Source organism: Blastococcus sp. SYSU D00922, assembly GCF_054050495.1.
The window spans coordinates 1-26,708 of record NZ_JBJGZL010000001.1 but is presented as its reverse complement, the minus strand read 5'-3'; the positions used below and the strand labels follow the sequence as shown (position 1 = coordinate 26,708).

Annotated in this window: 29 protein-coding genes and 1 rRNA gene; 13 read left to right on the top strand and 17 right to left on the bottom strand. The window is 74.9% G+C overall.

Going from position 1 to position 26,708, the window contains the following annotated elements; all coding sequences use genetic code 11:
• Nucleotides 1-56: 56 nt before the first annotated feature.
• Nucleotides 57-1,262, top strand: a complete 1,206-nt coding sequence (locus ACI78T_RS00150; RefSeq protein WP_456556067.1) for an MBL fold metallo-hydrolase — start codon at nucleotides 57-59, stop codon at nucleotides 1,260-1,262.
• Here the strand turns inward: ACI78T_RS00150 and ACI78T_RS00145 are convergent.
• Nucleotides 1,259-2,206, bottom strand: coding sequence for a LacI family DNA-binding transcriptional regulator (locus ACI78T_RS00145; protein WP_456556066.1), 948 nt, complete (start codon nucleotides 2,204-2,206; stop codon nucleotides 1,259-1,261). The two genes, ACI78T_RS00150 and ACI78T_RS00145, sit on opposite strands and share 4 nt — an antisense overlap.
• A 244-nt stretch (nucleotides 2,207-2,450) precedes the next feature.
• Here ACI78T_RS00145 and ACI78T_RS00140 point away from each other — a divergent pair, with 244 nt between their 5' ends.
• Entirely contained in the window at nucleotides 2,451-4,007 is a 1,557-nt protein-coding gene (locus ACI78T_RS00140; RefSeq protein ID WP_456556065.1) for a GAF domain-containing protein, read from the top strand.
• Nucleotide 4,008: 1 nt separating this feature from the next.
• Here ACI78T_RS00140 and ACI78T_RS00135 read toward each other — a convergent pair whose 3' ends face one another.
• A complete protein-coding gene (locus ACI78T_RS00135; protein WP_456556064.1) occupies nucleotides 4,009-4,872 on the bottom strand; it encodes an Fpg/Nei family DNA glycosylase in 864 nt (287 codons plus the stop codon).
• Between the two features lie 115 nt (nucleotides 4,873-4,987).
• Here ACI78T_RS00135 and ACI78T_RS00130 point away from each other — a divergent pair, with 115 nt between their 5' ends.
• Nucleotides 4,988-6,199 (top strand): glycosyltransferase family 87 protein, encoded by a 1,212-nt coding sequence (locus ACI78T_RS00130; RefSeq protein ID WP_456556063.1) that lies wholly within the window; start codon nucleotides 4,988-4,990, stop codon nucleotides 6,197-6,199.
• On the opposite strand, the gene ACI78T_RS00125 is transcribed toward ACI78T_RS00130, so the two are convergent.
• Genes ACI78T_RS00125 through ACI78T_RS00115 form a run of 3 tightly spaced genes read right to left on the bottom strand, consistent with a single transcriptional unit; the run spans nucleotide 6,189 to nucleotide 8,633 of the window.
• On the bottom strand, nucleotides 6,189-7,682 hold the full coding sequence (locus ACI78T_RS00125) for a malic enzyme-like NAD(P)-binding protein (RefSeq protein WP_456556062.1): 1,494 nt from the start codon (nucleotides 7,680-7,682) through the stop codon (nucleotides 6,189-6,191). The two genes, ACI78T_RS00130 and ACI78T_RS00125, sit on opposite strands and share 11 nt — an antisense overlap.
• 37 nt (nucleotides 7,683-7,719) lie before the next feature.
• The gene (locus ACI78T_RS00120; protein ID WP_456556061.1) at nucleotides 7,720-8,160 is read right to left on the bottom strand and encodes an SRPBCC domain-containing protein; all 441 of its coding nucleotides are present in this window, start codon (nucleotides 8,158-8,160) and stop codon (nucleotides 7,720-7,722) included.
• Nucleotides 8,157-8,633: a DUF309 domain-containing protein gene (locus ACI78T_RS00115; RefSeq protein ID WP_456556060.1), complete on the bottom strand. Its 477-nt coding sequence runs from the start codon at nucleotides 8,631-8,633 to the stop codon at nucleotides 8,157-8,159. Before ACI78T_RS00115 ends, ACI78T_RS00120 begins: the two co-directional genes overlap by 4 nt.
• Nucleotides 8,634-8,741: 108 nt before the next feature.
• Here ACI78T_RS00115 and ACI78T_RS00110 point away from each other — a divergent pair, with 108 nt between their 5' ends.
• From ACI78T_RS00110 to egtE, 5 genes are read left to right on the top strand one after another with little or no spacing between them, the layout of a single operon-like run.
• Nucleotides 8,742-9,560 carry a DUF4397 domain-containing protein gene (locus tag ACI78T_RS00110; RefSeq protein WP_456556059.1) on the top strand — a complete coding sequence of 273 codons (819 nt, stop codon included), beginning with the start codon at nucleotides 8,742-8,744 and terminating at the stop codon, nucleotides 9,558-9,560.
• Nucleotides 9,561-9,571: 11 nt separating this feature from the next.
• A complete protein-coding gene (locus ACI78T_RS00105; RefSeq protein ID WP_456556058.1) occupies nucleotides 9,572-10,228 on the top strand; it encodes a sortase domain-containing protein in 657 nt (218 codons plus the stop codon).
• 44 nt (nucleotides 10,229-10,272) lie between these two features.
• The gene (locus tag ACI78T_RS00100) at nucleotides 10,273-10,875 is read left to right on the top strand and encodes an RNA polymerase sigma factor (RefSeq protein WP_456556057.1); all 603 of its coding nucleotides are present in this window, start codon (nucleotides 10,273-10,275) and stop codon (nucleotides 10,873-10,875) included.
• On the top strand, nucleotides 10,856-11,611 hold the full coding sequence (locus ACI78T_RS00095; RefSeq protein WP_456556056.1) for an anti-sigma factor domain-containing protein: 756 nt from the start codon (nucleotides 10,856-10,858) through the stop codon (nucleotides 11,609-11,611). Before ACI78T_RS00100 ends, ACI78T_RS00095 begins: the two co-directional genes overlap by 20 nt.
• A complete protein-coding gene (gene egtE, locus ACI78T_RS00090; protein WP_456556055.1) occupies nucleotides 11,611-12,732 on the top strand; it encodes an ergothioneine biosynthesis PLP-dependent enzyme EgtE in 1,122 nt (373 codons plus the stop codon). The genes ACI78T_RS00095 and egtE overlap by 1 nt, the downstream gene beginning before the upstream one ends.
• Before the next feature lie 48 nt (nucleotides 12,733-12,780).
• Here the strand turns inward: egtE and ACI78T_RS00085 are convergent, their stop codons facing one another.
• The 4 genes from ACI78T_RS00085 to alc form a co-directional block, all read right to left on the bottom strand.
• The gene (locus ACI78T_RS00085) at nucleotides 12,781-14,154 is read right to left on the bottom strand and encodes an 8-oxoguanine deaminase (RefSeq protein ID WP_456556054.1); all 1,374 of its coding nucleotides are present in this window, start codon (nucleotides 14,152-14,154) and stop codon (nucleotides 12,781-12,783) included.
• Nucleotides 14,155-14,230: 76 nt separating this feature from the next.
• Nucleotides 14,231-15,817, bottom strand: coding sequence for a methyl-accepting chemotaxis protein (locus ACI78T_RS00080; RefSeq protein WP_456556053.1), 1,587 nt, complete (start codon nucleotides 15,815-15,817; stop codon nucleotides 14,231-14,233).
• A gap of 82 nt (nucleotides 15,818-15,899) precedes the next feature.
• Nucleotides 15,900-16,211, bottom strand: a complete 312-nt coding sequence (locus ACI78T_RS00075; protein WP_456556052.1) for a DUF4333 domain-containing protein — start codon at nucleotides 16,209-16,211, stop codon at nucleotides 15,900-15,902.
• An 80-nt stretch (nucleotides 16,212-16,291) separates the two neighbouring features.
• Nucleotides 16,292-17,413, bottom strand: coding sequence for an allantoicase (alc, locus tag ACI78T_RS00070; RefSeq protein WP_456556051.1), 1,122 nt, complete (start codon nucleotides 17,411-17,413; stop codon nucleotides 16,292-16,294).
• Nucleotides 17,414-17,498: 85 nt separating this feature from the next.
• Here alc and ACI78T_RS00065 point away from each other — a divergent pair, with 85 nt between their 5' ends.
• Nucleotides 17,499-17,657 (top strand): hypothetical protein, encoded by a 159-nt coding sequence (locus ACI78T_RS00065; RefSeq protein ID WP_456556050.1) that lies wholly within the window; start codon nucleotides 17,499-17,501, stop codon nucleotides 17,655-17,657.
• Here the strand turns inward: ACI78T_RS00065 and allB are convergent, their stop codons facing one another.
• From allB to ACI78T_RS00030, 7 genes are read right to left on the bottom strand one after another with little or no spacing between them, the layout of a single operon-like run.
• Complete coding sequence (allB, locus tag ACI78T_RS00060; protein ID WP_456556049.1) at nucleotides 17,658-18,968, bottom strand: allantoinase AllB; 1,311 nt, start codon at nucleotides 18,966-18,968, stop codon at nucleotides 17,658-17,660.
• Nucleotides 18,965-19,669: an urease accessory protein UreD gene (locus tag ACI78T_RS00055; RefSeq protein ID WP_456556048.1), complete on the bottom strand. Its 705-nt coding sequence runs from the start codon at nucleotides 19,667-19,669 to the stop codon at nucleotides 18,965-18,967. The genes allB and ACI78T_RS00055 overlap by 4 nt, the downstream gene beginning before the upstream one ends.
• On the bottom strand, nucleotides 19,666-20,337 hold the full coding sequence (gene ureG / locus ACI78T_RS00050; RefSeq protein WP_456556047.1) for an urease accessory protein UreG: 672 nt from the start codon (nucleotides 20,335-20,337) through the stop codon (nucleotides 19,666-19,668). The genes ACI78T_RS00055 and ureG overlap by 4 nt, the downstream gene beginning before the upstream one ends.
• 18 nt (nucleotides 20,338-20,355) lie before the next feature.
• Nucleotides 20,356-20,982: an urease accessory protein UreF gene (locus ACI78T_RS00045; RefSeq protein ID WP_456556046.1), complete on the bottom strand. Its 627-nt coding sequence runs from the start codon at nucleotides 20,980-20,982 to the stop codon at nucleotides 20,356-20,358.
• The gene (locus tag ACI78T_RS00040; RefSeq protein WP_456556045.1) at nucleotides 20,982-22,703 is read right to left on the bottom strand and encodes an urease subunit alpha; all 1,722 of its coding nucleotides are present in this window, start codon (nucleotides 22,701-22,703) and stop codon (nucleotides 20,982-20,984) included. The genes ACI78T_RS00045 and ACI78T_RS00040 overlap by 1 nt, the downstream gene beginning before the upstream one ends.
• On the bottom strand, nucleotides 22,703-23,035 hold the full coding sequence (locus tag ACI78T_RS00035) for an urease subunit beta (protein WP_456556044.1): 333 nt from the start codon (nucleotides 23,033-23,035) through the stop codon (nucleotides 22,703-22,705). Before ACI78T_RS00035 ends, ACI78T_RS00040 begins: the two co-directional genes overlap by 1 nt.
• Nucleotides 23,032-23,334: an urease subunit gamma gene (locus ACI78T_RS00030; protein ID WP_135100328.1), complete on the bottom strand. Its 303-nt coding sequence runs from the start codon at nucleotides 23,332-23,334 to the stop codon at nucleotides 23,032-23,034. The genes ACI78T_RS00035 and ACI78T_RS00030 overlap by 4 nt, the downstream gene beginning before the upstream one ends.
• A gap of 173 nt (nucleotides 23,335-23,507) precedes the next feature.
• On the opposite strand from ACI78T_RS00030, the gene ACI78T_RS00025 reads away from it, so the two are divergent.
• From ACI78T_RS00025 to ACI78T_RS00010, 4 genes are all read left to right on the top strand, one after another.
• Nucleotides 23,508-23,870 carry a GntR family transcriptional regulator gene (locus tag ACI78T_RS00025; protein WP_456556043.1) on the top strand — a complete coding sequence of 121 codons (363 nt, stop codon included), beginning with the start codon at nucleotides 23,508-23,510 and terminating at the stop codon, nucleotides 23,868-23,870.
• A complete protein-coding gene (locus ACI78T_RS00020) occupies nucleotides 23,867-24,799 on the top strand; it encodes an ABC transporter ATP-binding protein (protein ID WP_456556042.1) in 933 nt (310 codons plus the stop codon). Before ACI78T_RS00025 ends, ACI78T_RS00020 begins: the two co-directional genes overlap by 4 nt.
• Nucleotides 24,796-25,494, top strand: coding sequence for a hypothetical protein (locus ACI78T_RS00015; RefSeq protein ID WP_456556041.1), 699 nt, complete (start codon nucleotides 24,796-24,798; stop codon nucleotides 25,492-25,494). The genes ACI78T_RS00020 and ACI78T_RS00015 overlap by 4 nt, the downstream gene beginning before the upstream one ends.
• A gap of 91 nt (nucleotides 25,495-25,585) precedes the next feature.
• Nucleotides 25,586-26,521, top strand: a complete 936-nt coding sequence (locus tag ACI78T_RS00010; protein WP_456556040.1) for an alpha/beta hydrolase family esterase — start codon at nucleotides 25,586-25,588, stop codon at nucleotides 26,519-26,521.
• A gap of 67 nt (nucleotides 26,522-26,588) precedes the next feature.
• Here ACI78T_RS00010 and rrf read toward each other — a convergent pair.
• Nucleotides 26,589-26,705, bottom strand: a 5S ribosomal RNA gene (gene rrf, locus ACI78T_RS00005).
• Between the last annotated feature and the right edge of the window lie 3 nt (nucleotides 26,706-26,708).

The following is a 26,708-nucleotide window of genomic DNA, read 5'->3' as shown; positions in this document are numbered from 1 at the left end:
GGGAACGTCGGGTGGTTCACAGGTCCTGCGCAGTTCCGGCTGGGATGCTGGGGGACGTGCCGTCCCGCATCGCCGTCCGCGCCGCCCTCGTCGCCAGCGTCCTCGCCGGTCCCGCCGGGTTCCTGGCCGCCGCCGCGTGGGGGCTGCCCACAGCGCTCGGGGCGCACCGCCGCCGCCTGGCCCCCGTGGTCCGCCGCTCCAAGCAGTTCGCCGACGGCAAGTTCCACAACAACATGCCCACACCGGCGCTCTCGCCCGCGAACACCCGCGACGGGCTGCTGCGCCAGTGGCACGAGGAGCGGCACGTCGGGCTGCCCGGCGGTCCCATCCCCCTGGCGACGGCGGAGCTCCCGGCCACGGCGGCCGAGCTCGCCGTCACCTGGCTGGGGCACGCCAGCGCGCTGCTCGAGGTCGACGGGCAGCGCATCCTGCTCGACCCCGTGTGGGGCTACCGCGTCTCGCCGTCCCCGGTCTTCGGGCCGACCCGGCTGCACGAGCCGCCGATGCCGGTCGAGGACCTGCCCGACGTCGACGCGATCGTCATCTCGCACGACCACTACGACCACCTCGACCTGCCCACGGTCCGGGCCCTGCTGACGACGCAGACGGCGCCGTTCGTCGTCCCGATCGGGATCGGCGAGCACCTGCGCAAGTGGCACGTGCCGGAGGACCGCATCGTGGAGCTCGACTGGGACGAGACCCACGGCGTCGGCGGGCTGACCCTCACCTGCACGGAGGCGCGGCATTTCTCCGGGCGCTACTTCTACCGCGACACGACCCTGTGGGCCTCGTGGGCGATCACCGGCCCGCGCCACCGGGTCTTCTTCGGCGGCGACACGGGCTACACCCCGGCGTTCGCCGGCATCGGCGCCCGGCTGGGCCCCTTCGACCTCACCCTGCTGCCGATCGGCGCCTACAACGACGCCTGGCACGCGATCCACATGGACCCGGAGGAGGCCGTGCGGGCGCACGGCGACCTCGGTGGCGGCGTCCTGCTGCCGATCCACTGGGCCACCTTCAACCTCGCCTTCCACCGCTGGGCCGAGCCGGTGCAGCGGCTGCTCGCCGCCGCGCGCCGGACCGGCGCCGAGGTGGTGGTCCCGCAGCCCGGGGAGCGGATCGACGTCCTCGACCCGCCGCCGCTGCGCGACTGGTGGACGGCGGTCGGCTCGGCGGCCCCGGAGGAGCACGGCGACGGCGGCGTGGGGTCCTCGGTCCTCGCGCGGACGGTCACGCGCCTGCTGTCGCTGCTGCCCGGCTAGGCGCTGCGCCGCAGCACCAGCTGCGAGGGGAAGAACACGGTCCCGCCGGCGTCCGCCCCGTGCAGCGCCCCGCGCGCCGCCGCCGCGGCGATCTGCTCGACCGGGTGCGTCGCGGTGGTCAGGTCGGTCAGGGCCGCGGCCGGGATGTCGTCGAAGCCGACGACGGCGACGTCGTCGGGCACCCGCCGGCCGTGCCGGCGCAGCACGGAGAGCACCCCGAGCGCCACGTCGTCGCAGCTGGCCAGGACGGCGTCGGTGTCCGGCCACCGGGCGAGGATCTCCGCCGCGCCGTCCTCGCCCGCCCGCACGTCGAAGCCCCCGGCAACGGTGCGGGGCGGCAGCCCGGCGGCCTCGGCGGCGGCCCGGAACGCCTCCCGGGGGTACTCGGTGCACGGCAGCCAGTCCGGCCCGGTGACCATCGCGATCCGCCGGCGGCCCGTGGCCACCAGGTGCGCGACCGCCGACGTCGCCGCGACCGCGCCCTCCACGTCGAACGAGGGCACGACGGGGCTGCCCACGCCGATGGAGACCACCCGGCCGCGCAGCGCCGACGGGAGCCCGGCGAGCAGCTCGTGCGTGGTGTTGACCAGGACGACGCCGGCGACGGTCCGGTCCCGGGCCAGCGCCTCGACCGCCGCCTGGGGGCGGTCCCGCGGGAGGCGCCGCACCGTGGCGCCGAGCCCGTCGGCCTCGCAGGCGCGCGCCGTCGCCATCAGCACCCGCGCGGTGTACTCGCACTCGAGGATGGCGTCGGACGTGCCGGTCACGGCGACGACGACCCGGGTCCCCGCACCGCTGACGAGCGCGCGGGCGATCGGGTCGGCGACGTAGCCCAGGGCCTCGGCCGCCGCGCGCACGCGGCGCAACGCCTCGGCCGACACGGGGCCCGAGCCGGTGATCGCGCGGGAGACCGTGGCGCGCGAGACCCCCGCGGCCCGCGCCACGTGCTCGAGGGTCGCCGGAGGCCGCGCGCCGTCCCGCACCCACCCGTCGTACCACCTCGACGCTCCCAGCAGCAGCCCCCGGACGGCTGGAACCGCTCCCAGTCGCTGACTTGACGGTCTCCAGTCACGGGCGTGTCGCTCATCGGATTGTGCGCGACCTTTCTATGGTTCAGGGGCGCCGCAGCCCGAACCCGCTGGTCAGCGAGCCGTTCATGTTCCGCAACGCCGCAGACGAGGAACCACCATGCCCCTCTTGGGACGCCGCTCGCCCGCTCCCGACCCCGCTCAGGACGTGATCGCGGAGGCACGGCAGAACGTCGCCGCGGTCACCGAGGTCGTCACCGCCCTCGCCGGCGCGGCCACCTCGGCGGACGCCGTCCGCCTCGCGCTCGATCTGGTGCGCGAGCGCTTCGGCTGGGCCTACGGCTCCTACTGGCGCGTCGACCCCGGCGACCGCGCCCTGCACTTCGTCCAGGAGACCGGCGACGCCGGGCAGGAGTTCCGCGAGGTGACCCTGGCCGCGTCCTTCCGCGAGGGCGTCGGCCTGGCCGGCCGCGCATGGCGGGCACGCGACCTCGTCTTCGTCGAGGACCTCGCCCAGGTGACCGACTGCGTCCGGGCGCCGGCCGCCCGGCGGGTCGGGGTCCGGAGCGGCATCTGCTTCCCGCTCCTGGAGGACGGCGTCGTCACCGGCACCATGGACTTCTTCGCCACCGAGACCCTCTCCCCCTCGCGGGAGCGCTTGGACACGCTGCGCGCCATCGGCCGGCTGGTGTCGCAGACGATCGAGCGGGTGCTCGCCGGGGAGCGGCAGGCCGAGGCCGCCGAGGACATGACCGCGGTCAACCAGGTGCTCCGGGCCATCTCGGCGGCCGCGACGCCGGACGAGGCCATGGCCCGGTGCCTGGACACCATCCGCGCGGGATTCGGCTGGGCGTACGGCTCGTACTGGCGGGTCCGCGACGAGGACCGCGCGCTGCACTTCGTGCTCGAGTCGGGGAACGCCGGCCAGGAGTTCCGCGACGTCACGATGGCCGCCTCCTTCCAGGAGGGCGTCGGCCTGGCCGGCCGCGCCTGGCGGGCCCGCGACCTGGTCTTCGTCGAGGACCTCGCCCAGGTCACCGACTGCGTCCGGGCACCGGCCGCCCAGCGCGCGGGCGTGAAGTCCGGCGTCTGCCTGCCGATCGTCGTCGGCGGCGCGGTGGTGGGCACGATGGACTTCTTCGCCACGGAGACGTTGCAGCTCTCGCCCGGCCGCGAGGACGCGCTGCGCAACACCGCCTACCTGCTCGGCCAGGGGATGGAACGCTTCGCCGCCGCCCAGAAGCTCGAGCGGGCCGGCCGCGAGTTGCTGGAGTCGATCGGCGAGGTCGAGCGCAACGTCCTGTCGGCGACCAGCGTCGCCGGCGAGGGCATGCGCCTCACGCAGGAGGCCAACGACCAGGTCGCCGGCCTCGGCGAGTCCAGCGCCGACATCGGCAAGGTGGTGAAGACCATCCGCGGCATCGCCGACCAGACCAACCTGCTGGCGCTCAACGCCACGATCGAGGCGGCCCGAGCGGGCGAGGCGGGGCGCGGGTTCGCCGTCGTCGCCAACGAGGTCAAGGAGCTCGCCGCCGAGACGGCCCGCGCCACCACCGACGTCGACGCCAAGGTCTCGGCCATCCAGGAGCAGGTCGAGCGCGTGGTCGCGGCGCTCGCCGCCATCAGCAGCTCGGTGCAGAGCATCAACGAGACGCAGTCGGTGATCAGCGGCGTGCTGACCGAGCAGTCGGCCGTGACGAGGGCGATCCTGGACTGACCTAGCGCAGGAGCTTGGACATCCGGCGGTCGGCGAGCGGCTTGCCACCGGTCTGGCAGGTCGGGCAGTACTGCAGCGACGTGTCGGCGAAGCTCACCTCGCGGACGGTGTCACCGCAGACCGGGCAGGGCAGGCCGGTGCGGGCGTGCACCTGCAGGCCGGACCGCTTCTCACCCTTCATCGTCGCCGCCTTCTGGCCCAGCTGGCGGCCGAGCGCCTCGGTCAGCGTCTCCCGCATCGCGTCGAAGAGACGGACCAGTTCGTCGTCCTTGAGCTTGTCGGCGCCCTTGAACGGCGAGAGGTGCGCCGCGTGCAGGATCTCGTCGGAGTAGGCGTTGCCGATGCCGGCGATGAGGGTCTGGTCGGTGAGCGCGCCCTTGAGCTGCCCGGACCGGCTCGCCATCAGCGCCGCGAACTGCTCCCGGTCGACCTCCAGGGCGTCCGGCCCGAGCCGCGCGATGCCGGGGACCTCGGCGGGCGAGCGGACGACGTAGACCGCCAGGCCCTTGCGGGTGCCCTGCTCGGTGAGGTCGAAGCCGTTGCCGTCGTCGAGGTGCACCCGCAGGGCGAGGGGGCCCTTGCCGGGCTTGGGCGGGGCGGTCGGGAGGCCGGTGCGCCAGTGCAGCCAGCCGGCGCGGGCGAGGTGGACGACGAGGTGCAGCCCGGAGACGTCGAGGTCCAGGAACTTCCCGTGCCGGGAGGCGCCGGTGATCTCCAGGCCCGCCAGCGCGCTCAGCGGCGGATCGAAGGTCTTGATGGCCTGCACCGACGCCAGGTCGGCCCGCGCCAGAACGCGGCCGACGGCGTTCTCCCGCAGGAACGCCGCCAGCGCCTCCACCTCGGGCAACTCGGGCACGACGACCATGATCCACGCTCACGGGGCCGGGCGTCGTCCCACGTCCGGGTGTTCCCGGCGCCGGGCGGGTACCACCGGGACCTCGCCCGGCCCCGGGCGCGGGACCCGAACGGAAGCAGGTCGCGTGCGGCTCCACCTCCCTCGTGCGGCGCTCCCCCCGTCGTCCCGGGCGCCCCGCGAGCCGGCGGCGGTGCGGCGACTGGCCCGGGCAGTCCTCTGGCCGCTGGCCATCGGCTCGCTGCTGCACGTCGCCGTGCGGTCGTCCGTCGGGACGGCCTCCGACCTGGCCATCCTCTGGCGCGGCGGCGCGAGCCTGGTCGACGGCGGCCCGCTCTACGACTCGCACCTCGAGTTCATCTACCCGCCGCTGGCCGGCTGGCTGCTGGCACCGCTGGGGCTGCTGCCCTTCGGCGGCGCGGTGGTCGTCGTCGTGGTGGGGGGTCTGCTGGCCGCGGTGGCCGCCGTCGTGCTCCTGCTGCGGCTCGTGGGCGTCCGCGCGGACTCACCCGTCCTGCCCGGCGTCCTGCTGCTGCTCGCGAACAGCAGACCGCTCGTGGGGCTCCTGGCGCAGGGCAACATCGACACCGTCCTGCTGCTGGCGGAGTCGGTCGTGATCGCGCTGCTCATGGCCCGCCGCGACGTCGCGGCCGGGGCGCTGCTCGGCGCGGTGTGCGCCGTCAAGCCGACGCTGGCCCCGGTGCTCCTCGCCCTCGTCGTGCTGCAGCGGGGACGGGCCCTCCTGTCCGCCGTCGGCACCGGAGCGGCGCTGACCGCCGTCGGGCTGCTCACCGTGCCCGACCGGAACGTCTTCTTCACCGGCGTGCTGCCACTGCTGGCGGAGGGGAACCGCGACCAGCTCGCCCCGTTCAACAGGTCGATCCACGGCGCGGTCGTCGAGCTCGGGCTGTCGCCCGCGCTGGGTGCGGTCCTGCGGGTGGCCGCCTTCGGCCTGGCCTGCTGGGTGGCCTGGCGACGTCGGCACGGCGCGGCGGCGCCGCTCGAGGTCGTGCCGCTGCTGATGCTCGGCACCCTGCTCGCATCGACGTTCACGTGGGCCAACTACGGCATCTACCTCCTGCCGCTGCTGGTGACAGCGGGCCTGCGGGACAGCCTGGTGCGCAGCTGGCCGGCGTGGGCGGCGGTCTACCTGTTCGCCACCACCGACCCCTGGCATCTCGAGGACCTGGCCGTGCTCCCCGACACGCTGCTGCGGCTCCTGCCGCTGTGGGGCTGGCTCCTGCTGCTCGGGACGTGCGCCGTGGCGGCGCTCCGCTCGCGGGGTGCCCTCGGCGCCGCGGACGAGGAGCCCCTCGTCCCGGAGGCCGTCAGGACGTGAGCCCCGCCTCGTCCCGCACGTGCGCCGTCGCACCCGGCTCGTGCCGCGCCTGATCGGCGACGGCGGCAGCCACGGCCGTGGTGACGGCCGGGTCGAAGACGCTCGGGATGATGAAGTTCGCGTTCAGCTGGTCGTCACCGACGACGGCGGCCAGCGCGTCGGCGGCCGCCAGCAGCATCCCGTCGCTGATCTCCGTGGCGCGGGCGTCGAGCAGGCCGCGGAAGACGCCGGGGAAGGCCAGCACGTTGTTGATCTGGTTCGGCAGGTCCGAGCGGCCCGAGGCCACGATCGCCGCGTGCTCGCGGGCCCGCACCGGGTCCACCTCCGGCGTCGGGTTGGCCATCGGGAAGACGATCGCGCGCTCGTTCATGCGGGCGAGGTCCTCGACCTCGAGCACGTTGCCGGCGCTGACCCCGATGAAGACGTCGGCACCCTCGAGGGCGTCGGGCAGCTCGCCCCGCTCCCCCGCCGGGTTGGTCAGCTGCGCGAGCTGCTTCTTGGCCGGGCCGAGCCGGTCGTCGTCCGGGGAGAGGATGCCCTCGCGGTCCCAGACCAGCACCTTCCCGGCGCCGGCCTTCAGCAGCAGGTGCACGATCGCCGTGCCCGCCGCGCCACCGCCGGCCACCACGATCTTCACGTCGGGCAGCTGCTTGTCCACGACCCGCAGCGCGTTCTTCAGCGCGGCGAGCGCGACGATCGCCGTCCCGTGCTGGTCGTCGTGGAAGACCGGTATGTCGAGCTTCTCGCGCAGCCGCTTCTCGATCTCGAAGCAGCGGGGAGCGGCGATGTCCTCGAGGTTGATGCCGCCGAAGCCGGGCGCGATCAGCTCGACGGTGCGCACGATCTCGTCGACGTCCTGGGTGTCGAGGCAGATCGGCCACGCGTCGATGTCGGCGAACCGCTTGAACAGCGCCGCCTTGCCCTCCATGACCGGCATCGCGGCGCCGGGCCCGATGTCGCCGAGCCCGAGCACTGCGGACCCGTCGGTGACGACGGCGACGGTGTTGCCCTTGATGGTCAGCCGGCGCACGTCCTCCGGGTGCTCGGCCAGCGCGAGGCAGACGCGGGCGACACCGGGCGTGTAGGCCATCGAGAGGTCGTCACGGGTCTTGAGCGGCACCTTCGAGGCGACCTCGAGCTTGCCGCCGAGGTGCAGCAGGAAGGTCCGGTCGCTGACCTTGCGCACCTTCACGCCCGGGACGGCGCGCAGCGCCTCGACCATCTCCTCGGAGTGCGCCGCGTCGGCCGCGGAGCAGGTGACGTCGACGGTGAGCCCGTCGGGCCGGCTGTCCACCACGTCGATGGCGGTGACCGCGCCCCCGGCGCTGCCGACCGCCGTGGCGATGCGGCCGATGCTGGCCGGATCGCCGTCCGAGGTGAGCCGGACGGTGATCGAGTAGGAGGCGGACGTCACCGGTCCCCGGGGGACGGCGGCGGGAACGGGCTCGGCGGCGCCGGCAGCGGGCGCGGTCTCGGTGCTCATGACGGCGTCCATCGTCTCACCGCCCCGTGCGACCCCTTCAGGTCGACGGGCGTGAGACTCGTCCCTCCGCCTTGGCCTTGAGCCCGGCGCAGAACTGCCGGAACGACGGGTTCAGGTCGGGGGTGCTGCGGCGCAGCAGCCCGGCGAGCGGGCCGGTGTGGTCCTCCCGGACGGTCAGCACGGTGCCGCCGCCGTCCTGCGCGTCGAGCAGGTAGGTCCGCTCGATCACCGCCAGCCCGGCCGGCAGACCCCCGCGCCAGCGCATCGCCTCCTGCGGGCGCAGCTCGGTGACCGTCGCCGTGAAGGGCCGGTTGCGGATCATCGTGGCGTAGACGGTGATCGGCTCCCCCAGGGCGACGGTCCCCTCGACCCGGTCGACGCCGGAGTCCCAGTCCCGCCAGCCGCCGACGTCGGTCAGCAGGGCACAGACCTCGGCCGGGCTCGCGTCGATCCGGGTGACCGCCTCGAAGCTCCTCACGGGTGCCGAGTCTGCTCCGCCGCCCCGCCGTCGGCCACCGTCAGCCGCGGCGGACCGTCGCCCGGAGCCCGGGCCCACGCCACCAGCCCCGGGACGTCGATGCCGTGCGGCGGGGCCGCGGCGTAGGGCGCCAGGTTCCCGGCGGCGCGCTCCAGCAGCGTGGTGGCGCCGCGGCCGTTGCCGCGGGCGGCGTGCGTGAGGCCGACGGCGAACTGCGCGAGGCCGCGCCACAGGCCGCGCTCCTCCTCGACGGCGGACTTCCACGCGTCCTCCAGCACCTCGTGGGCGTGGAACGGCCGTCCCGCGTCGAGCAGCGCCTGGGCCTCGGCGAGCGCCTGCGCCGGCTCGCGGACGACGCCCTCCGGCGCCCGCTCCTCGCCGACCGCGCCGTAGGGCAGCGGCCGGCCCAGCGCATCGCGGGGACGGGCGTTGCGCGCCCGCCCCTCGGCGTCGCGGTCCCGCGGGGTGCTCACCCGACGAGTGTGCTCCCGCGAATTTGGTTGAGCGCGATGCATCCGGGTCGCGGGGCCGCTGTGAAGGGAGGGGTGACAGGCAGTTCCGCTCGGAGAGAAGGACATCCCATGAGCCCGACCCGCACGTCCCTGCGCGCCGCCGGTGCCCTCGGTGCCGCCGGTGCGCTCGTCCTGCTGGCCACCCCCGCGACGGCCGCCGACACCGCAACCGTCTCGATCCTGCACGGGGTGCCCGACACCCCCGTCGACGTCTACGCCAACGGCGAGCGGCTGCTCGACGACTTCCAGCCCGGCACCCTCACCGACCCGTTGCAGCTCCCGGCCGGCTCGTACGACCTGGCGCTGTTCCCGGCCGACGCCGCCGACGGCTCCGGTACGCCGCTGCTGTCGGCGAACGGCGTCGCGGTCCCCGCGGGCGCGAACGCCACCGTGGTCGCCCACCTGACCGCGGAGGGCCAGCCGGCCCTGACGCCGTTCGTGAACGACACCTCCCCCGTGCCGGCCGGACAGGCGCGGGTGACCGTGCGGCACACCGCCGCCGCCCCCGCCGTGGACGTGCGGGCCGGCGGGCAGGTCGTCGTCCCGGGCCTGGAGAACCCGGACGAGGCCAGCCTGACGGTGCCGGCGGGCACGGTCAGCGCGGACGTCGTCCTCGCGGGCACCGGCACCGTGGCCATCGGCCCCGCCGACCTCTCGCTCGCCGAGGGGGCCACCACGATCGTCTACGCCTGGGGCTCCGAGGACGCGGGCTACGAGCTCGCCGTCCAGACGATCAGCGGTGCGCACTCCGCGCCGTCGGGCGTGCCGGGCGGCACGGCCGGTCTGGCCGACGACGGCTCGCTGCCGGCGCCGGTCGCGGCCCTCTCGGTGATCGGCCTCGTGGCCGCCGGTGCGGGCGCGCTGCGCCTGGCCCGCGGCCGCGCCTGAGAGAGACCGCCGTGCGTCCCGCCGTCGCCACCACCGTCCTGGGTCTCGCCCTCGCCGTCGGCGCGCCGACGACCTGGGCGCTCACCCGGCCGGCCGCGACGGCGGGCGCACCGGTGGAGCAGGTCCTCCCCGTCCCGGCGTCCCCCAGCGCCGGGCCGGGGAGCCCGGGTGCGCTGCCCGAGGTCACGGCCCGGCCGGCGTCCCCGGACGACCGGGAGCAGCGGCCGCCACCGGTGCGCCTGGCGGTTCCCGCCCTCGGGGTCGACACCGCTGTCGATCCCGTCGGCGTGGAGCCCGACGGGCAGATGACCATCCCGGCCGAGGTGGACCGGGTCGGCTGGTACCGCTTCGGGCCGGCTCCCGGGGACGACGGGTCGGCGGTGATCGCCGGGCACGTCGACGACCGCGAGCAGGGGCTGGGCGCGATGGCGCCGCTCCGGGACGCCCAGGTGGACCAGGAGGTGTCGGTGACCGACGCGGCCGGGACGACGACGCGCTGGCGGATCGTGTCCCGCGAGCTCGTCCAGAAGTCGGTGCTCCCGCTCGACAGGTTGTTCGCCCGCGAGGGCCCCGCCCGGCTGACGCTGATCACCTGCGGCGGGCCGTTCCTCCCGGAGTTCGGCAGCTACCGGGACAACGTCGTCGTGGTCGCGGAGCCGGTCCGGTGAGCCTTCTCGCCGTCAGGCCGGAGGACATGGGTAGCGTTCCGGTCGTGGGAACGGACCCGGGCGTGGCGCAGCCGGGCGCCCCCGACCCGGACGACCGCGAGCTGGGTCGCCGGTTCGCGGCCGGGGACGAGCAGGCGCTCGCCCTCGCCTACGAGCGCTTCGCCGGGCAGATCCACGGCATGGCCGTCCGGGCGTTCGGCCCCGGGCCCGACGCCGAGGACGTCACCCAGCAGACCTTCGTCTCGGCGTGGACCGGCCGGGCCGGCTACCGGCCGGAGAAGGGCCCGCTGCCGGGCTGGCTGGTCGGGGTCGCGCGGCACAAGATCGCCGACACCTGGGCGCGCCGGGACCGGCAGCGGCGCGAGGCCGAGGCGGCGATCTCCGAGGCCCAGGCCGGTCCGGCCGACCGGGTCGCCCCGGGCTTCGACAGCCAGGTGGCCGACCGCGTCCTGGTCCTGGACGAGCTGGAGCTCCTCGGCCAGCCGCAGCGGGGGATCATCGAGCTGGCCTTCTTCGAGGACCTCACGCACGCCCAGATCGCCGCCCGCACGGGCATCCCGCTGGGCACCGTGAAGTCCCACATCCGTCGCACGCTGGAACGGCTCCGCAGCAGGTTGGAGGTGGACGGTGCAGCACTGCACGCCTGAGCAGCTCGCGCTCGCCGCGCTCCGCGAGCCGCTGCCCGCCGACGACGCCGCTCACCTGGCCGCCTGCGAGCGGTGCCGGGCGGAGGTGGCGTCGCTGCAGCGCGCCGTCGACGCCGTCGCCGTGCCGCAGTTCGCCGCGACCGGACCGGCCGTTCCCCCGCCGCCGCGCGTCTGGGACGCCATCGCGGCGGCGACCGGCGTCTCCGCGACGCCACGTACCGAGGGTGCCCGGCAGGAGCCGGCCGCCGAACCGGAGCCTGAGCCCGAGCCCGAGCCGCAGGACGCCCAGGTGCTGCCGCTGCGGCCCCGGCGACGGCCCGTCCTCCTCGTCGCGGCCGCCGTCGTCGCCGGTGCCGTCGTCGGCGCCGGGGTCGTGGCGGTGGTGCAGGGCCGGGACGACGGCGAGCAGGTGACCGCCGTGGACCTCGATCCGCTGGCCGACAACGACGCGTCGGGGCGGGCCGAGGTGGTGCAGCTCGACGACGGCTCGCGCGTGGTGCAGGTCGACCTCGACGCCCCCGCGCTGGACGACGAGTACTACGAGCTCTGGCTGATCGACCGCGACGTCGTCGGCATGGTCCCGCTGGGCGTCGTCCGCCCCGGCAGCCAGACCGTGGAGCTCCCGGCCGATCTCGACCTCGGGCAGTTCCCGCTGGTCGACGTCTCGGTCGAGCCGCTGGACGGCGACCCGCAGCACTCGGGCGTCTCCGTCGCGCGGGGCGAGCTCGACACCTGATGCCCTCCGGTCTCCTCCACGACGACCTCGGCGCCGCCTGGCGCAAGGCCCGTCCCCGTCCGGCCGGCCGGCACCTCGACAGCGCCGCGTCCAGCCGGCAGAGCCACCGTGCCCTCGAGGCCGCGGCCCACCACGCGCGGCACGAGGCCGAGCTCGGCGGCTACGTCGCCGAGGCGACCGCGGCGGACCTGCTGCAGCAGGGGCGCTCGGTGATCGGCGGGCTGGCCGGCATGGCCGCCGCCGACGTCGCCTTCGTCGGGTCGGCGCAGTCGGCCCTGGTGGCGCTGCTGCGCGGGTGGCGGCTCCCCGCCGGCTCGCGGGTCGCCTGCCTGCCCGGTGAGTACGCGCCGAACGTCGCCCAGTTCCGCGCGTTCGGGCTGTCCCCGGAGCACCTGCCCGTGGACGGCGACGGGCGGGCCGACGTGCAGGGGGTCGAGGGGCTGCTGGCCGACGACCCGCCGTCCTTCGTCCACCTGACCCAGATCCCCAGCCACCGCGGCATCCTGCAGCCGGCACCGGAGCTCACCGCCCTGTGCCGAGCCGCCGGCGTGCCGCTGGTCATCGATGCCGCCCAGTCGCTCGGCCACGCGGACGTCGACCTCGGCGCCGACGTCGTCTACGGGACCTCCCGCAAGTGGCTGGCCGGCCCGCGCGGCGTCGGGGTGCTCTGCGTCCGGCCCGCGCTGGCCGCCCGGCTCACCCCGGTGCTGCCCGGCCCCGAGGACGAGCCGCCGATGCGGGCCTTCGAGTCGGGCGAGGCGTACGTCGCGGGGCGGATCGGGCTGGTCGTCGCCGTCGGCGAGCACGTGGCGGCCGGACCCCATCGGGTGCGCGAGCGGCTGGCCTCGATCGGCGCGACGACCCGCGCGCTCCTCGACGGCGTCGGCGGCTGGCGGGTGGTCGAGCCGGCGGACGAGCCGACGGCCACCACCACGCTCCTTCCGCCGGACGGGGTGGACGTCGTCAGCGTGCGCAGCCACCTCCTTACCGAGCACGGCATCGTGGTGAGCGCGATCGGTCCCGGCCGGGCTCCCGACGAGATGACCGGCCCGGTGCTGCGGGTCTCGCCGCACCTGGACGTCGCCCTCGAGGACCTGGAAGCCCTCGCCGCCGCCCTCTAGGGACTTCCTGTACAGGAAGTCCCCGGACTTCCTGTACAGAAAGTCCCGTCAGTGCTGCATGCGCTCCGAGACGCGGCGGTGGACGGCGAGCTGCTCCTCGAGTCCCGGGTGCACGGGGACGCCGTCCTCCACGACCAGGCGGCCGCCGACGACCGTGTGCCGCGCCGAGACCGGCCCGCAGCGCAGCCACGCCTCGACCGGGTCGGACAGCGCCCCGGCGAACCGCGGGCCCTCCAGACCCCACACCACGAGGTCGCCGCACGCCCCGACCGTGAGCTCGCCGATCTCGCCGGCGCGCCCCAGGCACGCCGCCCCGCCGCGCGTGGCGATCTCGAGGGCGTCGCGCGCCGACATCGAGCCCGCGCCGTGGCGCAGCTTGCCCTGCAGCATCGCCGTCCGGGCCTCCAGCCACAGCGACGCGGAGTCGGCCGACGCCGAGCCGTCGACCCCCAGTCCCACCGGGGCGCCGGCGGCCCGCAGCTCGGCGACCGGCGACAGCCCGCTGCCCAGGATCATGTTCGACGACGGGCAGTGCGCGGCGCCCACCCCGGCCGCGCCCAGCCGCCGCACCTCGTCGTCCGAGGGCCAGACGACGTGCGCCAGCCACGTCCGGTCGGTCATCCAGCCGACGTCGGCCAGGTACTCGACCGGACGGCGGCCGAACGTCTCCAGGCAGAACGCGTCCTCGTCCTGGGTCTCGCACAGGTGGGTGTGCAGCCGGACGTCGAGCCGCTCGGCCAGCTCCGCGGTGCGGGTCATCAGCTCGGTCGACACGCTGAACGGCGAGCACGGTGCGAGCGCGATCCGGGTCATCGCCAGGGGGGAGCGGTCGTGGTGGGCCTCCACCAGGCGCTGCGAGTCGGCCAGGATCTCCTCGTCGTCCTGGACGACGGAGTCCGGCGGCAGCCCGCCGTCCTTGACCGACAGCGACATGGACCCGCGCGTGAAGTGCGACCGCATGCCGAGGTCGCGGGCGGCGGCCACCTCGGCGGAGATGAGGTCGCCGGCGCCCGACGGGTGGACGTACAGGTGGTCGGTCGAGGTGGTGCACCCGCCCAGCGCGAGCTCGGTGAGGCCGACGTAGGCGCTGACGTAGGCCGCCTCCTCGTCCAGCCGGGCCCACAGCGGGTACAGCGTGACCAGCCAGTCGAACAGGCCGCCGGTCAGCGCGGGCGCGAAGGCGCGCGTCAGGTTCTGGTACAGGTGGTGGTGGGTGTTCACCAGGCCCGGCGTCACCAGGCAGCCGCGCGCGTCGATCGTCCGGACGGCGTCCGGCCTCGGGTCACCCGCGCCGCCCAGCCCGCTGATCGCCCCGCCGGTCACCGCCACCCAGCCGCCGGGGATCTCGCGGCGGGCGTCGTCGACGGTGGCGACGAGCTCGGCGTCGGTGATCAGCAGGTCGGCGCGCGCAGGGGTCTCCACGCCTGCATCCTGCCCAGCCGGTGTTACGGCCCGGCGTCGGCCCCGGGCGGCCGGTCGGGCCACCCGGGGCCGAGGGTCAGACGGTGAACTGGGCGACCCGGCCCTGCAGGTCCCCGGCCATCCCGACCAGTTCCTCGGCGATGGACCGCGACTGGTCGATCCGGCCGGCGCTGGTCTCCGCGGAGGCGGCGACCGCCTCGGCACCCGCGGCGATGTCCCTGCTGCCCTGCGCGGCGACGCCGATGTTGCGGTCGATGGCCGCGGCGGCAGCGCTCTGCTGCTCGACCGCGGCCGCGATCGTCGACTGCAGGCCGTTGATGCGGCCCACCGTGTCACCGATCCGGCCGATCGCCTGCACGGCCTGGTCGGAGTCGGCCTGGATCGCCTGGATCCGGCGGGACACGTCCTCGGTCGCCTTCGCGGTCTCCTGCGCCAGCTCCTTGACCTCGTTCGCGACCACCGCGAAGCCCTTCCCGGCCTCCCCGGCGCGGGCTGCCTCGATCGTGGCGTTGAGGGCCAGCAGGTTCGTCTGCTCGGCGATGCCGGTGATCACCTTGATCACGTTGCCGATCTCGGCCGACGAGTTGCCGAGCTGGGTCAGCGTCGTGTTGGTGCTGTCGACGATCGCGACAGCTTCGCCGGCGACGGTGGCGGCCTCGCGGGCGGAGTGCGAGATGTTGCCGATCGAGGCGGTCATCTCCTCGGCCCCGGAGGCCAGCTCCGCCACGTTGCCCGACACCGCCGCCGCGCTGCCGGAGACCGACTGGGCGTGCTGGGCGCCGGTGCTCGACGCCTCGACGACGCCGGCCGTGACGCGGGTCAGCTGGTCCACCGAGCCGGCGATCGCGCTGGCCGAGGCGACGACGCCCGAGACCATCTCGCGGATGCGCCCGAGGCCGTCGGACAACGCGGCGCTCACGCGGCCGAGCTCGTCGTCGGAGTGCCGGGTGATCGTGTGCGTCAGGTCGCCGCGCGCGAGGGCGTCGACGGCCTCGCGGACGGGGGCGAGCCGGCCGCGGATGTCCCGGGAGATGAGCACGGCCAGCGCGGCGGCCAGCAGCAGCCCGATGCCGAGCAGGGTCAGCGTGAGCAGCCGGGCGAAGCCGAAGTCGTCGGCGATCTTCTCCCGGCTGACCGCCTCGTCGGCGACGAGTGCGTCGGAGAACTCCGCCAGGTCCGCCTGCAGGTCGAGGTAGGCGGCGGTGGCGGCGTCACCCAGCGTCTGGGCGTTCGGGTCCTGGGCCGCGGTCGCCTGGCGGTAGGCGAGGTCCTTGGCCGCCATGTCCTCCCAGCCGGCGGCGATGCCCTCGGCCACGTCCTTCAGCTCGGCGGGGGTGTTGGCCAGCAGCGCCGCGACGTCCTCGTCGGTCGCCTGCTTCGACTCCTCCTGCAGGCCCGCCTGGAGCGCGACGATGTCGGCCTGACCCTGCACGGCGGCGAGGGCGGCCACCAGGCCGTGCACCGAGTAGGCCTGGAAGTCGTCGGTCAGCTTGCGCAGGTCGGCGAGGGGCCGCACGTCCCGCGCGGCCAGGCTCTCCACCTGGTCGTGCACCGAGTTCGACTGCGTCACGTTCACGACGCCGAGCACCACCATCACCCCCGCGACGGCCAGGAAGGCGGCGATCAGGCGCGCACGCATGCTGCGGCGGAGGAAGGACGGCATGAGGACCACGGTCGAGCTCCTGGGCTGGGGCGGACGGACCCAGGGGATATCGGCAGATCCGGAGCCGTTTCGACCCTTCCCGCTACTCGACCGGCTCCTCGTCCACCTCGACGTCGAAGTTGGCGGTGTCGCCCTCCACCGAGGTGACGGTCACCGTCACGCCGTACTCCTGGTCGTCGCCGTCCACGCTCAGCGTGCAGCGGGTCTCGGCGCCGACCTCGGCCTCCAGGTCCTCGGGGCAGTCGACGTTCGGGCGCGCGCCCACCTCGGCCTCGAGCGCGTCCTCCGCGCCGTTCGCGACGTCGTCGGCGGCGAGGGAGCTGGAGCCGCACGCGGCGAGCCCGGCGGCGAGGAGCGGGGCGGCGAGCAGCAGGCGCAGACGGCGGCGGGACACGGGCGGCTCCTCGGGCACGGGGTGGAGGCCGCCGACCCTAGCGGCGCGGCACCGCTCGCCCCACCGGTTCGCGCGCGGTCTCAGCGGGGCGGACCGTCCAGCAGCCGGGCGACCTCGGGCGGCAGGTCGCCGGAGAGCGGTCGGGCACCGACGAGCCGGCCGGCCACCTGCGGCGGCACCTCGGCCGAGCCGAGGACCTCCAGCGCCTGCAGGTCGGGCAGCGCGTCGAACCAGCGCCGTCCGAGCGCGGCCCGGCCCGCCGCGGTCGGCCGGCCCCAGAGCCGCAGCCGCGCCATGCCGCCGTCGGGGAACACGTCCAGCCGCACCCGGTCGACACCCGGCGCCCCGTCGAGCACGAAGCGGTGCCGGGTGTCGGGCTGCAGGCGGGTGCGCGGGAGGAGAGGCACCTCGCCGTCCGGCCCGACGCCGGTGAGCGACGCCGTCCCGGGCGCGTTGTGCAGGAACCAGCTGGTGTCGAGCTCGGCGAGGGTGACGACGCCCTCGCAGGCCAGCGCCACCTCGACCCAGTCGTTGCCGCCGCCGCGGCGCCGCGCGGTCTCCCAGCCCTCTCCCATGTTCCGGGCGAGGCCGGGCGCGATCAGCTGCTGCGGGCGGCCGTAGAACTCGTCGCTCACCCCGGTGACGACGGCGCCGTTCTCCAGCGCCGCCAGGTCGAACGGGCCGGCGTCGAGGAACCGCGGGTCGGGCAGCGCGGTGCCGTGCACGCGGAACCGGGCCACCCCGCCGTCGGGGTGGATGTTCAGCCGGACGTGGGTGACCCGGCGGCCGGACTCGACCGCGAAGGCGTTCGCCGTGTCCCCGGCGAGGTCCGAGAGGGGCAGCAGCGGCTGCCAGTCGGCCTTGAGCAGCTCGTCGACCGAGCAGTGCCCCTCGATCGCCGCGCCGTCGACGGAGGCCTGCGGCGGGTAATTGCCGGTGAAGAACGCGGTGTCGACGACGACGCCCGCGACGACGCCCGGCACCCCGAGCCGGACGACGGCCCAGTCGTGACCCGGGGTGCGCCGGCGGCGGGTCTCCCAGCCGTCGTAGACCTTGCCCTTGTGCCCGAACTCGGTGCGCGCCCCGGCGGGCTCCGGCCGGATCAGGTTCTCCCGCTCGGCGAACGACTCGTCGTTGGCGGCCACGACCGCGCCGCCGAGCGCGCGGCCGGCGAGATCGGGCAGGCGGGTGAAGTCGGACATCGCGCTCCCTGTTGCGCTGCGGACGGGCGGGGATCACTGTGGCACGCGCCCGTGCCGGTGCCCCACATCCGTCGGAGGAACTGCCATGACCACGCCCGACAACGACGACTTGAAGGCCAGGGCCAAGGACTACGTCGAGCACCTGCCGGCCGAGACCGCGCTCGGCAACCCGGACCCCGAGGGCGGCGACCGGTCGGACCCGAAGACCTTCGACGAGACGAGCCCCAAGGGCAGCGAGGCCTAGTCAGGCTCCGCGCACCAGCAGCCGCCCGACGGGCTCGCCGTCGGAGAGCCGGCCCCGCAGCCAGGTGCGCCGGACGACGCCGTGCAGGTCGCGCCCGGCGTAGGGGGTGACCGGGTTGCGGTGGTGGAGGTCCCCGACGGCCCAGCGCTCCTCCGGCGCGAACGCCACGAGGTCGGCGTCCTTCCCGACCGCGATGGCGCCCTTCCCCGGCAGCCCGGCCAGCCGGGCCGGCGCCTCGGCCATCCACCGCACCACGTCCGCCAGCCCGGCCCCGCGGGCCCGCGCGCCGCTCCACACCACCGGGAGCGCCACCTGCAGCGACGCGATGCCGCCCCACGCCGCGCCGAAGTCGCCGACGTCCAGGCGCTTCAGCTCCGGGGTGCACGGCGAGTGGTCGCTGACGACGAGGTCGACGTCGCCGTCGACGAGGGCCGCCCAGAGCGCCTCGCGGTGGCCGGCCTCCCGGATCGGCGGGCAGCACTTGAACGACGTCGCCCCGTCCGGCACCTCCTCGGCGGCGAAGGTCAGGTAGTGCGGGCAGGTCTCGACGGTGATCCGCACGCCGTCGGCCCGCGCCTTCCGCAGGATCGGCAGGGCGTCGGCGTCGGCCAGGTGGACGACGTGGGTGCGCGCGCCGGTGTCGCGGGCGGCCTCGACCAGCCGGCCGATCGCGGACTCCTCCGCGGCGCCGGGCCGGGACGCCAGGAATCCGGCGTAGCTCGGCCCGCTGGGTTCCGGCGCCGCCGCGATGACGTCAGCGTCCTCGGCGTGCGCGATCAGCAGCCCGTCGAAGCGGGCCAGCTCGGTGAGCGCCGCGCGGAGCCCGGCGTCGTCCAGGGGCGGGAACTCCGGGACGCCGGAGTCGAGCAGGAAGCACTTGAACCCGACGACGCCGGCCTCGTGCAGCGGGCGCAGCTGGTCGACGTTGCCCGGGACGGCGCCGCCCCAGAACGCCACGTCCGCCGCCACCTGCCCCTCCGCCACCTCCCGTTTCACGTGCAACGCCTCGAGGGTCGTCGTCGCCGGGACCGAGTTGAGGGGCATGTCGACGATCGTGGTGACGCCACCGGCGACGGCGGCCCGGGTGGCGGAGGCGAAGCCCTCCCACTCGGTGCGCCCCGGCTCGTTGACGTGCACGTGGCTGTCGACCAGCCCGGGCAGGAGCACCTCGTCGTCCGGCAGCGTGACGGCGGACCCCGGGGCGTCGTCGAAGGCGGTGACCGCGGTGATCCGGCCGTCCGCGGTGTGCACCGCGGCAGCCCGCTCCCCGTCGGGCAGCACCACCCGCCGGGCGCGGACGACGAGGCTCACGCGGCCACCCCGATGCCCGGCCCGAGCTGCTCGGCCGCCCGCACCACCCGGTGCAGCTCGCTGCCCCAGGCCGTGGTCACCCATCCGCCGGGCAGCGGCAGCCGGACGGCGTCCTCACCGGTCAGGACGTCCGCTGACGTTCCGATGTGCACGGTTGATGCATAGGCCCGCGGGGCCACCGGGGGCAACCACGCGGGCTCGCCCGGCCCGAGCCCGACGGTGGTGTGCAGGAGCGGCCGGCCGTCCCGTTCGACCCGCATCGTCCCGGTCCAGCGGCCGGGCTCCTCGCCCGAGCGGCCGAGCAGGACGTGCTCGGTGGCGGTGAGCACGGCGGAGCCGCCCAGCGTCACGGCCAGGTCCGCGACGTGGTGGGCGCCGACCGCCACGACCGTCGGCTCCAGCCGCAGGTCCAGCGTCCCGGCGACCTCCGCGGTGATGCGCTGCACCGACGGCAGCGGATCCCCGCGCGAGGGCAGGGCGACCGCCGCCGCCACCGAGCGCACGGACAGCGCCGCGCCCTCCTCGACGACGAGGGACACGTGCGCGTCGTCCCCGCCCAGCGGCCCGAACGCGGTCGCCACCAGGTGCACCGACGAGGGCCCGGTCCGCCGGACGGCCAGCTGCCCGCTCGCCCGGACGACCGGCAGCACGGTGCGGCCGCCCGGACCCGCGCGGGCGACGACCTCGACGACGGTCCTCACGCGTGCTGCATCGCCCGGGCCCGGATCTGCTCGCGCACCCACTCGGCCACCGTCGCCACGGACGGGTCCTCGCGCAGCGAGATCAGGTGCGTCGGCTTCCCGCCGCGAACGGCGGCGGAGTCGCGGCGCATCACGTCGAGGTCGGCGCCCACGAGCGGCGCGAGGTCGGTCTTGTTCACCACGAGCAGGTCGGCGGCGGTCACCCCCGGTCCGCCCTTGCGCGGCACCTTGTCCCCGCCGGCGACGTCGATGACGAAGATCTGCACGTCGACCAGGCCGTAGCTGAAGCTCGCGGTCAGGTTGTCGCCGCCGCTCTCCACGAGCACGAGCTCCAGCCCCGGGTGACGGGCCTCCAGCAGCTCGACGGCGTCGAGGTTCGCGGTGATGTCGTCGCGGATCGCCGTGTGCGGGCAGCAGCCGGTCTGGACCGCCTCGATCCGGTCGTCGGGCAGGACGGCGTTGCGGCGCAGGAAGTCGGCGTCCTCGGTCGTGTAGATGTCGTTGGTGACGACGGCGAGGTCGTACTCCACGCCCAGCGTCCGGCACAGGGCCGCGGCCAGCGCGGTCTTGCCCGAGCCGACCGGGCCGCCGAGGCCGACGCGCAGCGGGCCGTGCCGGTGCTCGCGCGGCGCGTCCACGTAGTCGTCGAGGTTGTGGTCAGGTGGCATGCGTCCTCCAGGTGAGCGTCATGAGGCGAAGTAGCGGTCGTTCCGGGCGAGGTGCACCTCGGCGAGCAGGTCGAGCAGGGGGTCGGCGGCCGCCGGCAGCCCTTCGACGGCGGCGACGGCGTCGATCTCCGGGGCCAGCCGTGCGGTGAGGGCCGCGACGGCGAGCGGGTCCATGGCCAGCAGCCGCTGGGCCGCCGTCGCCGGACCGCTGACCGAGAGGTAGGCGGCCGCCGCGGCGGCGTCCCGTGGTGCCAGGCCGCCGGCGCGGGCGGCCACCCCGAGGGCGAGCGGGTGGTGCGGCCGGTCGGGCAGGTGGTCCCACGACGGCGAGGGCCATGCGCGCCGGCCGACCCGCACCAGCCCGCGCCCCTGCGCCCGCGAGGCCGCGCGGAGGGCGGGGGACGGCGTCCGCGCGTCGGCCTCGGCGTCCAGCCCGTCCAGCTCGGCGGCGTCCGCCCCGCAGGCCGCGGCGGCCAGCCCGGCCGCGACCGCCCCCGCCGTGTGCAGCCGGCGGAGCAGGAACGCCGTCAGGGACGCGGGGTCGCGCACCACGCCTGCCGCGATCGCCTGCTCCACGCCGCCGGAGTGGGTGTGCCCGCCGGCGGGCAGCCGTGAGTCGGCGAGGGTGAGGAGGGCGGCCGTCATCAGAACAGGAAGTACCGCTGCGCCATCGGCAGCTCGCGGACCGGCTCGGGCTCCCACACCTCGCCGTCCACGGAGACCGTGAAGGTGTCGGGGTCGACGCGGATGTCGGGAAGGGCGGTGTTCTGCGGCATGTCCTCCTTGGCCAGCCGGGAGGTGTCGGCGACGGCGACCAGGCGACGGTCCACCGCCAGCCGGTCGGCCAGCCCGGCGTCGATCGCGGCCGGCGCCACGAAGTGCATCGACGTCAGGGCAGGGACCTTGCCGTAGGCGCCGAACATCGGCCGGGGGAGCTGCGGCTGGGGCGTCGGGATCGAGGCGTTCGCGTCGCCCATCTGCGCCCAGGCGATCATCCCGCCCTTGAGGACGACGTGCGGGCGGACGCCGAACGTCTTCGGGTCCCACAGCACGAGATCGGCCAGCTTCCCCGGCTCCACGGAGCCGACCTCGGCGTCGATGCCGTGCGCCACCGCCGGGCAGATCGTGTACTTGGCGACGTACCGGCGGGCCCGCAGGTTGTCCGCCGCGCCGTCCCCGGCCAGCGAACCGCGCTTCCGCTTCATGACGTGCGCCGTCTGCCAGGTCCGCAGCACGACCTCGCCGACCCGGCCCATCGCCTGGGCGTCCGAGCCGATCATGGAGATGGCGCCGAGGTCGTGGAGGAGGTCCTCCGCGGCGATCGTCGTCGGCCGGATGCGGCTCTCGGCGAAGGCGAGGTCCTCCGGGACCGAGCTGTCCAGGTGGTGGCAGACCATGAGCATGTCGAGGTGCTCGTCGAGGGTGTTCACGGTGTGCGGCCGCGTCGGGTTCGTGCTGCTGGGGAGCACGTTCGGGTGCCCGGCGACGGTGATGATGTCCGGCGCGTGGCCGCCTCCGGCGCCCTCCGTGTGGTACGCGTGGATGCTGCGGCCGGCGATCGCGGCCAGCGTGTCCTCGACGAAGCCGGCCTCGTTCAACGTGTCGCTGTGCAGCGCCACGGGGACCCCGTGCTCCCCGGCCACGGTCAGGCACGCGTCGATCGCCGCGGGGGTGGAACCCCAGTCCTCGTGCAGCTTGAACCCGCTGGCGCCGGCCTTCAGCTGCTCGACCATCGACTCGCGGCGAACGGTGTTGCCCTTGCCCAGCAGCGCGACGTTGACCGGCAGCGGGTCCATCGCCTCGAGCATGCGGGCCAGGTACCAGTCGCCGGGCGTGATCGTGGTGGCCTTCGACCCCTCCGCCGGGCCGGTGCCGCCGCCGATCAGCGTGGTGATGCCCGAGCCCAGCGCCGTCGGCACGATCTGCGGGCAGATGAAGTGCACGTGGCAGTCGATGCCGCCCGCGGTGAGGATCTTGCCGTTGCCGGCGAGGACCTCGGTCCCCGGGCCGATGACCAGTGCGGGGTCGACGCCGTCCATCGTGTCCGGGTTGCCGGCCTTGCCGAGGGCGACGATCCGCCCGTCGCGGATCCCGACGTCGGCCTTGACGATCCCCCAGTGGTCGAGGACGACGACGCCGGTGATGACCAGGTCGGGAGCACCCTCGGCGCGGGTGGCGCGCCCCTGGCCCATCGACTCGCGGATCACCTTCCCGCCGCCGAAGACCGCCTCCTCGCCTGCGTGGCCGGGCCCGCCGGAGAGGTCGTCGGTCACCTCGACGACCAGGTCGGTGTCGGCCAGGCGCACCCGGTCACCCGTCGTCGGCCCGTAGAGCTGGGCGTAGCGCTCGCGCGACAGCTGCACCATCAGCCGAGACCGCCTTCCGCAGTCAGGCCCGGGACGACGCGGGCGCCGGCCAGCGGGACGAGGGTGACCGTCCGGGTGATTCCCGGCTCGAAGCGCACCGCCGTGCCGGCGGCGATGTCCAGGCGGTGACCCCGGGCCGCCGCGCGGTCGAACCGCAGGGCGCGGTTGGTCTGGGCGAAGTGGAAGTGCGAGCCCACCTGGACCGGCCGGTCGCCGGCGTTGGTCACCTCGAGCTCGATGCGGGGCGCCCCCGGCAGGGTCTCGATGACGCCGTCGGCCGGGATGACCTCTCCCGGGACGATGCCCCCGGCGCTCGGCAAGCCGTCGCTCACGGGATCGGGTGGTGCACCGTCACCAGCTTGGTCCCGTCCGGGAAGGTCGCCTCCACCTGCACCTCCTCCAGCAGCTCGGGGACGCCGTCCATGACGTCGTCCCGCGTCAGGACCGTGCGTCCCGACTGCATGAGCTCGGCGACCAGCACGCCGTCCCTGGCGCCTTCGAGCACGTGGTCGGTGACGATGGCGGTCGCCTCCGGCAGGTTCAGCTTCAGCCCCCGGGCGCGCCGGCGACGCGCCAGCTCGGCGGCGTAGGACAGGAGCAGGCGCTCCTGCTCGTGCGGCGACAGGTGCAACGCGGTCGACCTCCGGACGTCGTCGGAGCCCGGACGCTAACCCCGGCATGTGACGGCCCTGTTGCGTCCGCGGAGATGCACCCTTGTGCGCGACGGCCCGCTGCCTCTATGGTTCATTACATGAGTAACGAACCCAGGGACCAGCGCAGCCCTGGTGCGGTCCGGCCGGCGTCGTGAACGAGGACGCCGGCCCCATCTTCCGGCAGGTCGCCGACGAGATCGAGAACGCGATCATCGACGGCTCGCTCGCCGAGGAAGCACAGGCGCCCTCCTCCAACGAGCTGGCCGCCTTCCACCGGATCAACCCCGCCACCGCCGCCAAGGGGCTCAACCAGCTGGTGAGCGACGGGGTCCTCTACAAGAGACGAGGAGTCGGGATGTTCGTCGCCACCGGCGCCCGCGACCAGCTGCTCAAGCGCCGCCGGAGCGAGTTCGCCGACCAGTACGTCCGTCCGCTGATCACCGAGGCCCAGAAGCTCGGCATCTCCGGCCGCGAGCTCGCGGCCATGATCGATGAATGGGAGGGGCGGCGATGAGCCAGCCCACGAGCACGCCCGCGGCCGTCCTCCGCGACGTCACCATGCGGTACCGCGAGCACACCGCCCTCTCCGACGTGAGCACCGTGATCGAGCAGGACGCCATCACCGGCCTGCTCGGGCGCAACGGCGCCGGCAAGACCACGCTGATGCAGCTGCTCACCGGCCACCGCGTGCCGACCAGCGGCAGCGTCGAGGTGTTCGGCCAGAGCCCCTACGAGAACGAGGCGGTGCTCAGCCGCATCTGCTTCATCAAGGAGGGGCAGCGCTACCCCGACCACTTCCGGGTGCGCGACGCCCTGGACGCCGGGGCGCTCGTCTTCCCCGACTGGGACGCCGACCTGGCGCAGTCCCTGCTCGCGGACTTCGACCTGCCGGCCAAGCGGCCGATCAAGAAGCTCTCGCGCGGCATGAACTCCGCCGTCGGCATCATCATCGGCCTCGCCTCCCGGGCACCGGTCACGCTGTTCGACGAGCCGTACCTGGGCCTGGACGCCGTCGCCCGGCAGCTCTTCTACGACCGGCTTCTCGCCGACTACGCCGAGAACCCGCGGACCGTCGTCCTCTCGACGCACCTGATCGAGGAGATCGCCAGCCTGCTCGAGCGGGTGCTGCTCATCGACCGCGGGCGGGTCCTCCTCGACGCCGACGCCGAGTCGCTGCGCGGCACCGCGCTGACGGTGACCGGCCCCCGGGACAGGGTCGCGGCCTTCGGTGCCGGGCACGAGGTGCTGCACACGGAGAGCCTGGGCGGGCACAGCCGCTCCGTCGTCCGCCTGCGCGGCGGCGCCGACGGCCAGGACGCCGCGGCTGCCGGCCTGTCCTGGGAGCCCACGAACCTCCAGCAGCTCGTCGTCGCCATGAGCCTGCAGACCACCCGGCCCGGCCAGGCCGCCACTTCCGACGACCTCGAGGAGGTCAACCGATGAACCGCGTCCTCGCCGCCGCGCGCCTGCAGGTGGTGCACCCGCTCGTCATCTTCGGGATCCCGTGGCTGGTCGTCGGCATCAGCTTCGCCATCAACGTGGCGATCTGGGGCCTGGCCGGGCTGCGGGACGTGCCCGACGCCGGCTTCACCGGCGGAGTCCTCGCCCTCTACATCACCGTCTGCGTGGTGTTCGTCCAGGCGGTCACGCAGCTGCTGCCGTTCGCGATGGGGGTCAGCCTGAGCCGGCGCACCTACTGGCTCGGGGTCGCGCTGGTGGGGGTCCTCTCCGCGCTGGGCTACGGGATCGCGCTCGCCGTCCTCGACGCCATCGGGGACGCCACCGACGGATGGGGCGTGGGGCTGACCTTCTGGGCACCGGAGCCCATGCAGGCGGACAACTTCTTCCTGCAGGTGCTGGTCTCGGGCGCACCGATGCTCGCTTTCATCTTCTCCGGCATCGGCATGGGCGTGGTGGTCAAGCGCTGGGGGCCGAACGGCCTGTGGGCGCTGGCCCTGCTCGCCCTCCTGCTCTTCGGCGGGCTGGCGGTGCTGATCACCGGGCTCGGGGCGTGGTCCACGGTGGGCGGGTGGCTGGGCGACCAGTCGCTGGCGACGCTGTCCATCGGGCTGCCGCTGGTCGTCGGCGCGGTGGTCGCGGCGCTGTCCTTCGCGGGGATCCGCCGCGTCGTCCCCTGACCCGTGGCCCTGATGCGAGGCCCCGCCCATCCGGGCGGGGCCTCGTCGCATCCGGCCTCGGATCCGCTCCGATGCCCTAGGTTGTCGCCGCATGGGGACGGCGCGACGCGGGGGCGTTCTCCTGGCGGCCGGGGTCGCGGCCGTGCTGGTGGCCGTGGTGCTCGTCGCCCTGGTGCTGCGCAGGTCGACGTCGACCGACGAGCCGAGGGCCGTCGCACCGCTGGCAGCGGGGGCATCGAGCCAGCGTCTGGTCGTCGACGGTCTCGAGCGCTCCTACCGGGCGTACCGGCCGGCCGAGCTGCCGGCCGCCGGGGCGCCGCTGGTGCTCGTCCTGCACGGTGGGGGAGGGAGCGCGACGCAGGCGGAGGTGGCCTTCGGCTGGACCGAGCTCGCCGAACGCGAGGGCTTCGTGGTGGTCCACCCGGAGGGCGTGCGCCGGGCGTGGAACACCGACGGCGGCTGCTGCGGTCGGGCGGCCGCCCAGGGCGTGGACGACGTCGCCTTCCTGACCCGCGTGGTCGACGACGTCGCGCAGCGGGTGGACGTGGACCCTGACCGGGTTTTCGTCACGGGCATGTCGAACGGCGCGATCATGGCCTACACGCTCGCCTGCCGGACCGACGTCTTCGCGGCTGTCGCACCGGTCGCGGGCACACTGCTCGTCGACTGCCCCGACCCTTCACCCGTCTCGCTGTTCCACCTGCACGGGACCGCCGACACGGCGGTGCGCCTGGACGGCGAGCCAGGGGCCCGTGCGGGCATCGACGGCCCGCCGGTGGCCGAAGTCGTGGACCTGTGGCGCTCGGTCGACGGCTGCCTCGAGCCGTCGGTGGTGGTGGCCGGCCCGGTGCGGCGGTCGGTGAGCGGGTGCGCGGACGGGCGCTCCGTGGAGCTGGTCACCGTGGACGGCGCGGGCCACCAGTGGCCGGGGTCCGAGGCGAGACGGCCGGCGGCCGATGCGCCCTATGCGGGTCTGGACGCCACCGAGAACATCTGGCGGTTCTTCGCCGCGCACCCACGACCGTGAGGCCTGTGCTTTATCGCGATAAAGCACGAAGGGCCCCAGCGTGTGCTGGGGCCCTTCGGGAATGGTTGTCCGGCGGCGTCCTACTCTCCCACCCCGTCTCCAGGGCAGTACCATCGGCGCTGAGAGGCTTAGCTTCCGGGTTCGGAATGTTGCCGGGCGTTTCCCTCTCGCCATGGCCGCCGTAACT

What these genes read in the sequence shown, in the direction of transcription:
- ACI78T_RS00140 (WP_456556065.1), top strand. Translation starts at nt 2,451, where the DNA reads ATGCCCCTCTTGGGACGCCGCTCGCCCGCTCCCGACCCCGCTCAGGAC.
- ACI78T_RS00135 (WP_456556064.1), bottom strand. Translation starts at nt 4,872, where the DNA reads ATGGTCGTCGTGCCCGAGTTGCCCGAGGTGGAGGCGCTGGCGGCGTTC.
- ACI78T_RS00125 (WP_456556062.1), bottom strand. Translation starts at nt 7,682, where the DNA reads ATGAGCACCGAGACCGCGCCCGCTGCCGGCGCCGCCGAGCCCGTTCCC.
- ACI78T_RS00110 (WP_456556059.1), top strand. Translation starts at nt 8,742, where the DNA reads ATGAGCCCGACCCGCACGTCCCTGCGCGCCGCCGGTGCCCTCGGTGCC.
- egtE (WP_456556055.1), top strand. Translation starts at nt 11,611, where the DNA reads ATGCCCTCCGGTCTCCTCCACGACGACCTCGGCGCCGCCTGGCGCAAG.
- ACI78T_RS00080 (WP_456556053.1), bottom strand. Translation starts at nt 15,817, where the DNA reads ATGCCGTCCTTCCTCCGCCGCAGCATGCGTGCGCGCCTGATCGCCGCC.
- alc (WP_456556051.1), bottom strand. Translation starts at nt 17,413, where the DNA reads ATGTCCGACTTCACCCGCCTGCCCGATCTCGCCGGCCGCGCGCTCGGC.
- ACI78T_RS00065 (WP_456556050.1), top strand. Translation starts at nt 17,499, where the DNA reads ATGACCACGCCCGACAACGACGACTTGAAGGCCAGGGCCAAGGACTAC.
- ureG (WP_456556047.1), bottom strand. Translation starts at nt 20,337, where the DNA reads ATGCCACCTGACCACAACCTCGACGACTACGTGGACGCGCCGCGCGAG.
- ACI78T_RS00045 (WP_456556046.1), bottom strand. Translation starts at nt 20,982, where the DNA reads ATGACGGCCGCCCTCCTCACCCTCGCCGACTCACGGCTGCCCGCCGGC.
- ACI78T_RS00040 (WP_456556045.1), bottom strand. Translation starts at nt 22,703, where the DNA reads ATGGTGCAGCTGTCGCGCGAGCGCTACGCCCAGCTCTACGGGCCGACG.
- ACI78T_RS00020 (WP_456556042.1), top strand. Translation starts at nt 23,867, where the DNA reads ATGAGCCAGCCCACGAGCACGCCCGCGGCCGTCCTCCGCGACGTCACC.
- ACI78T_RS00015 (WP_456556041.1), top strand. Translation starts at nt 24,796, where the DNA reads ATGAACCGCGTCCTCGCCGCCGCGCGCCTGCAGGTGGTGCACCCGCTC.
- ACI78T_RS00010 (WP_456556040.1), top strand. Translation starts at nt 25,586, where the DNA reads ATGGGGACGGCGCGACGCGGGGGCGTTCTCCTGGCGGCCGGGGTCGCG.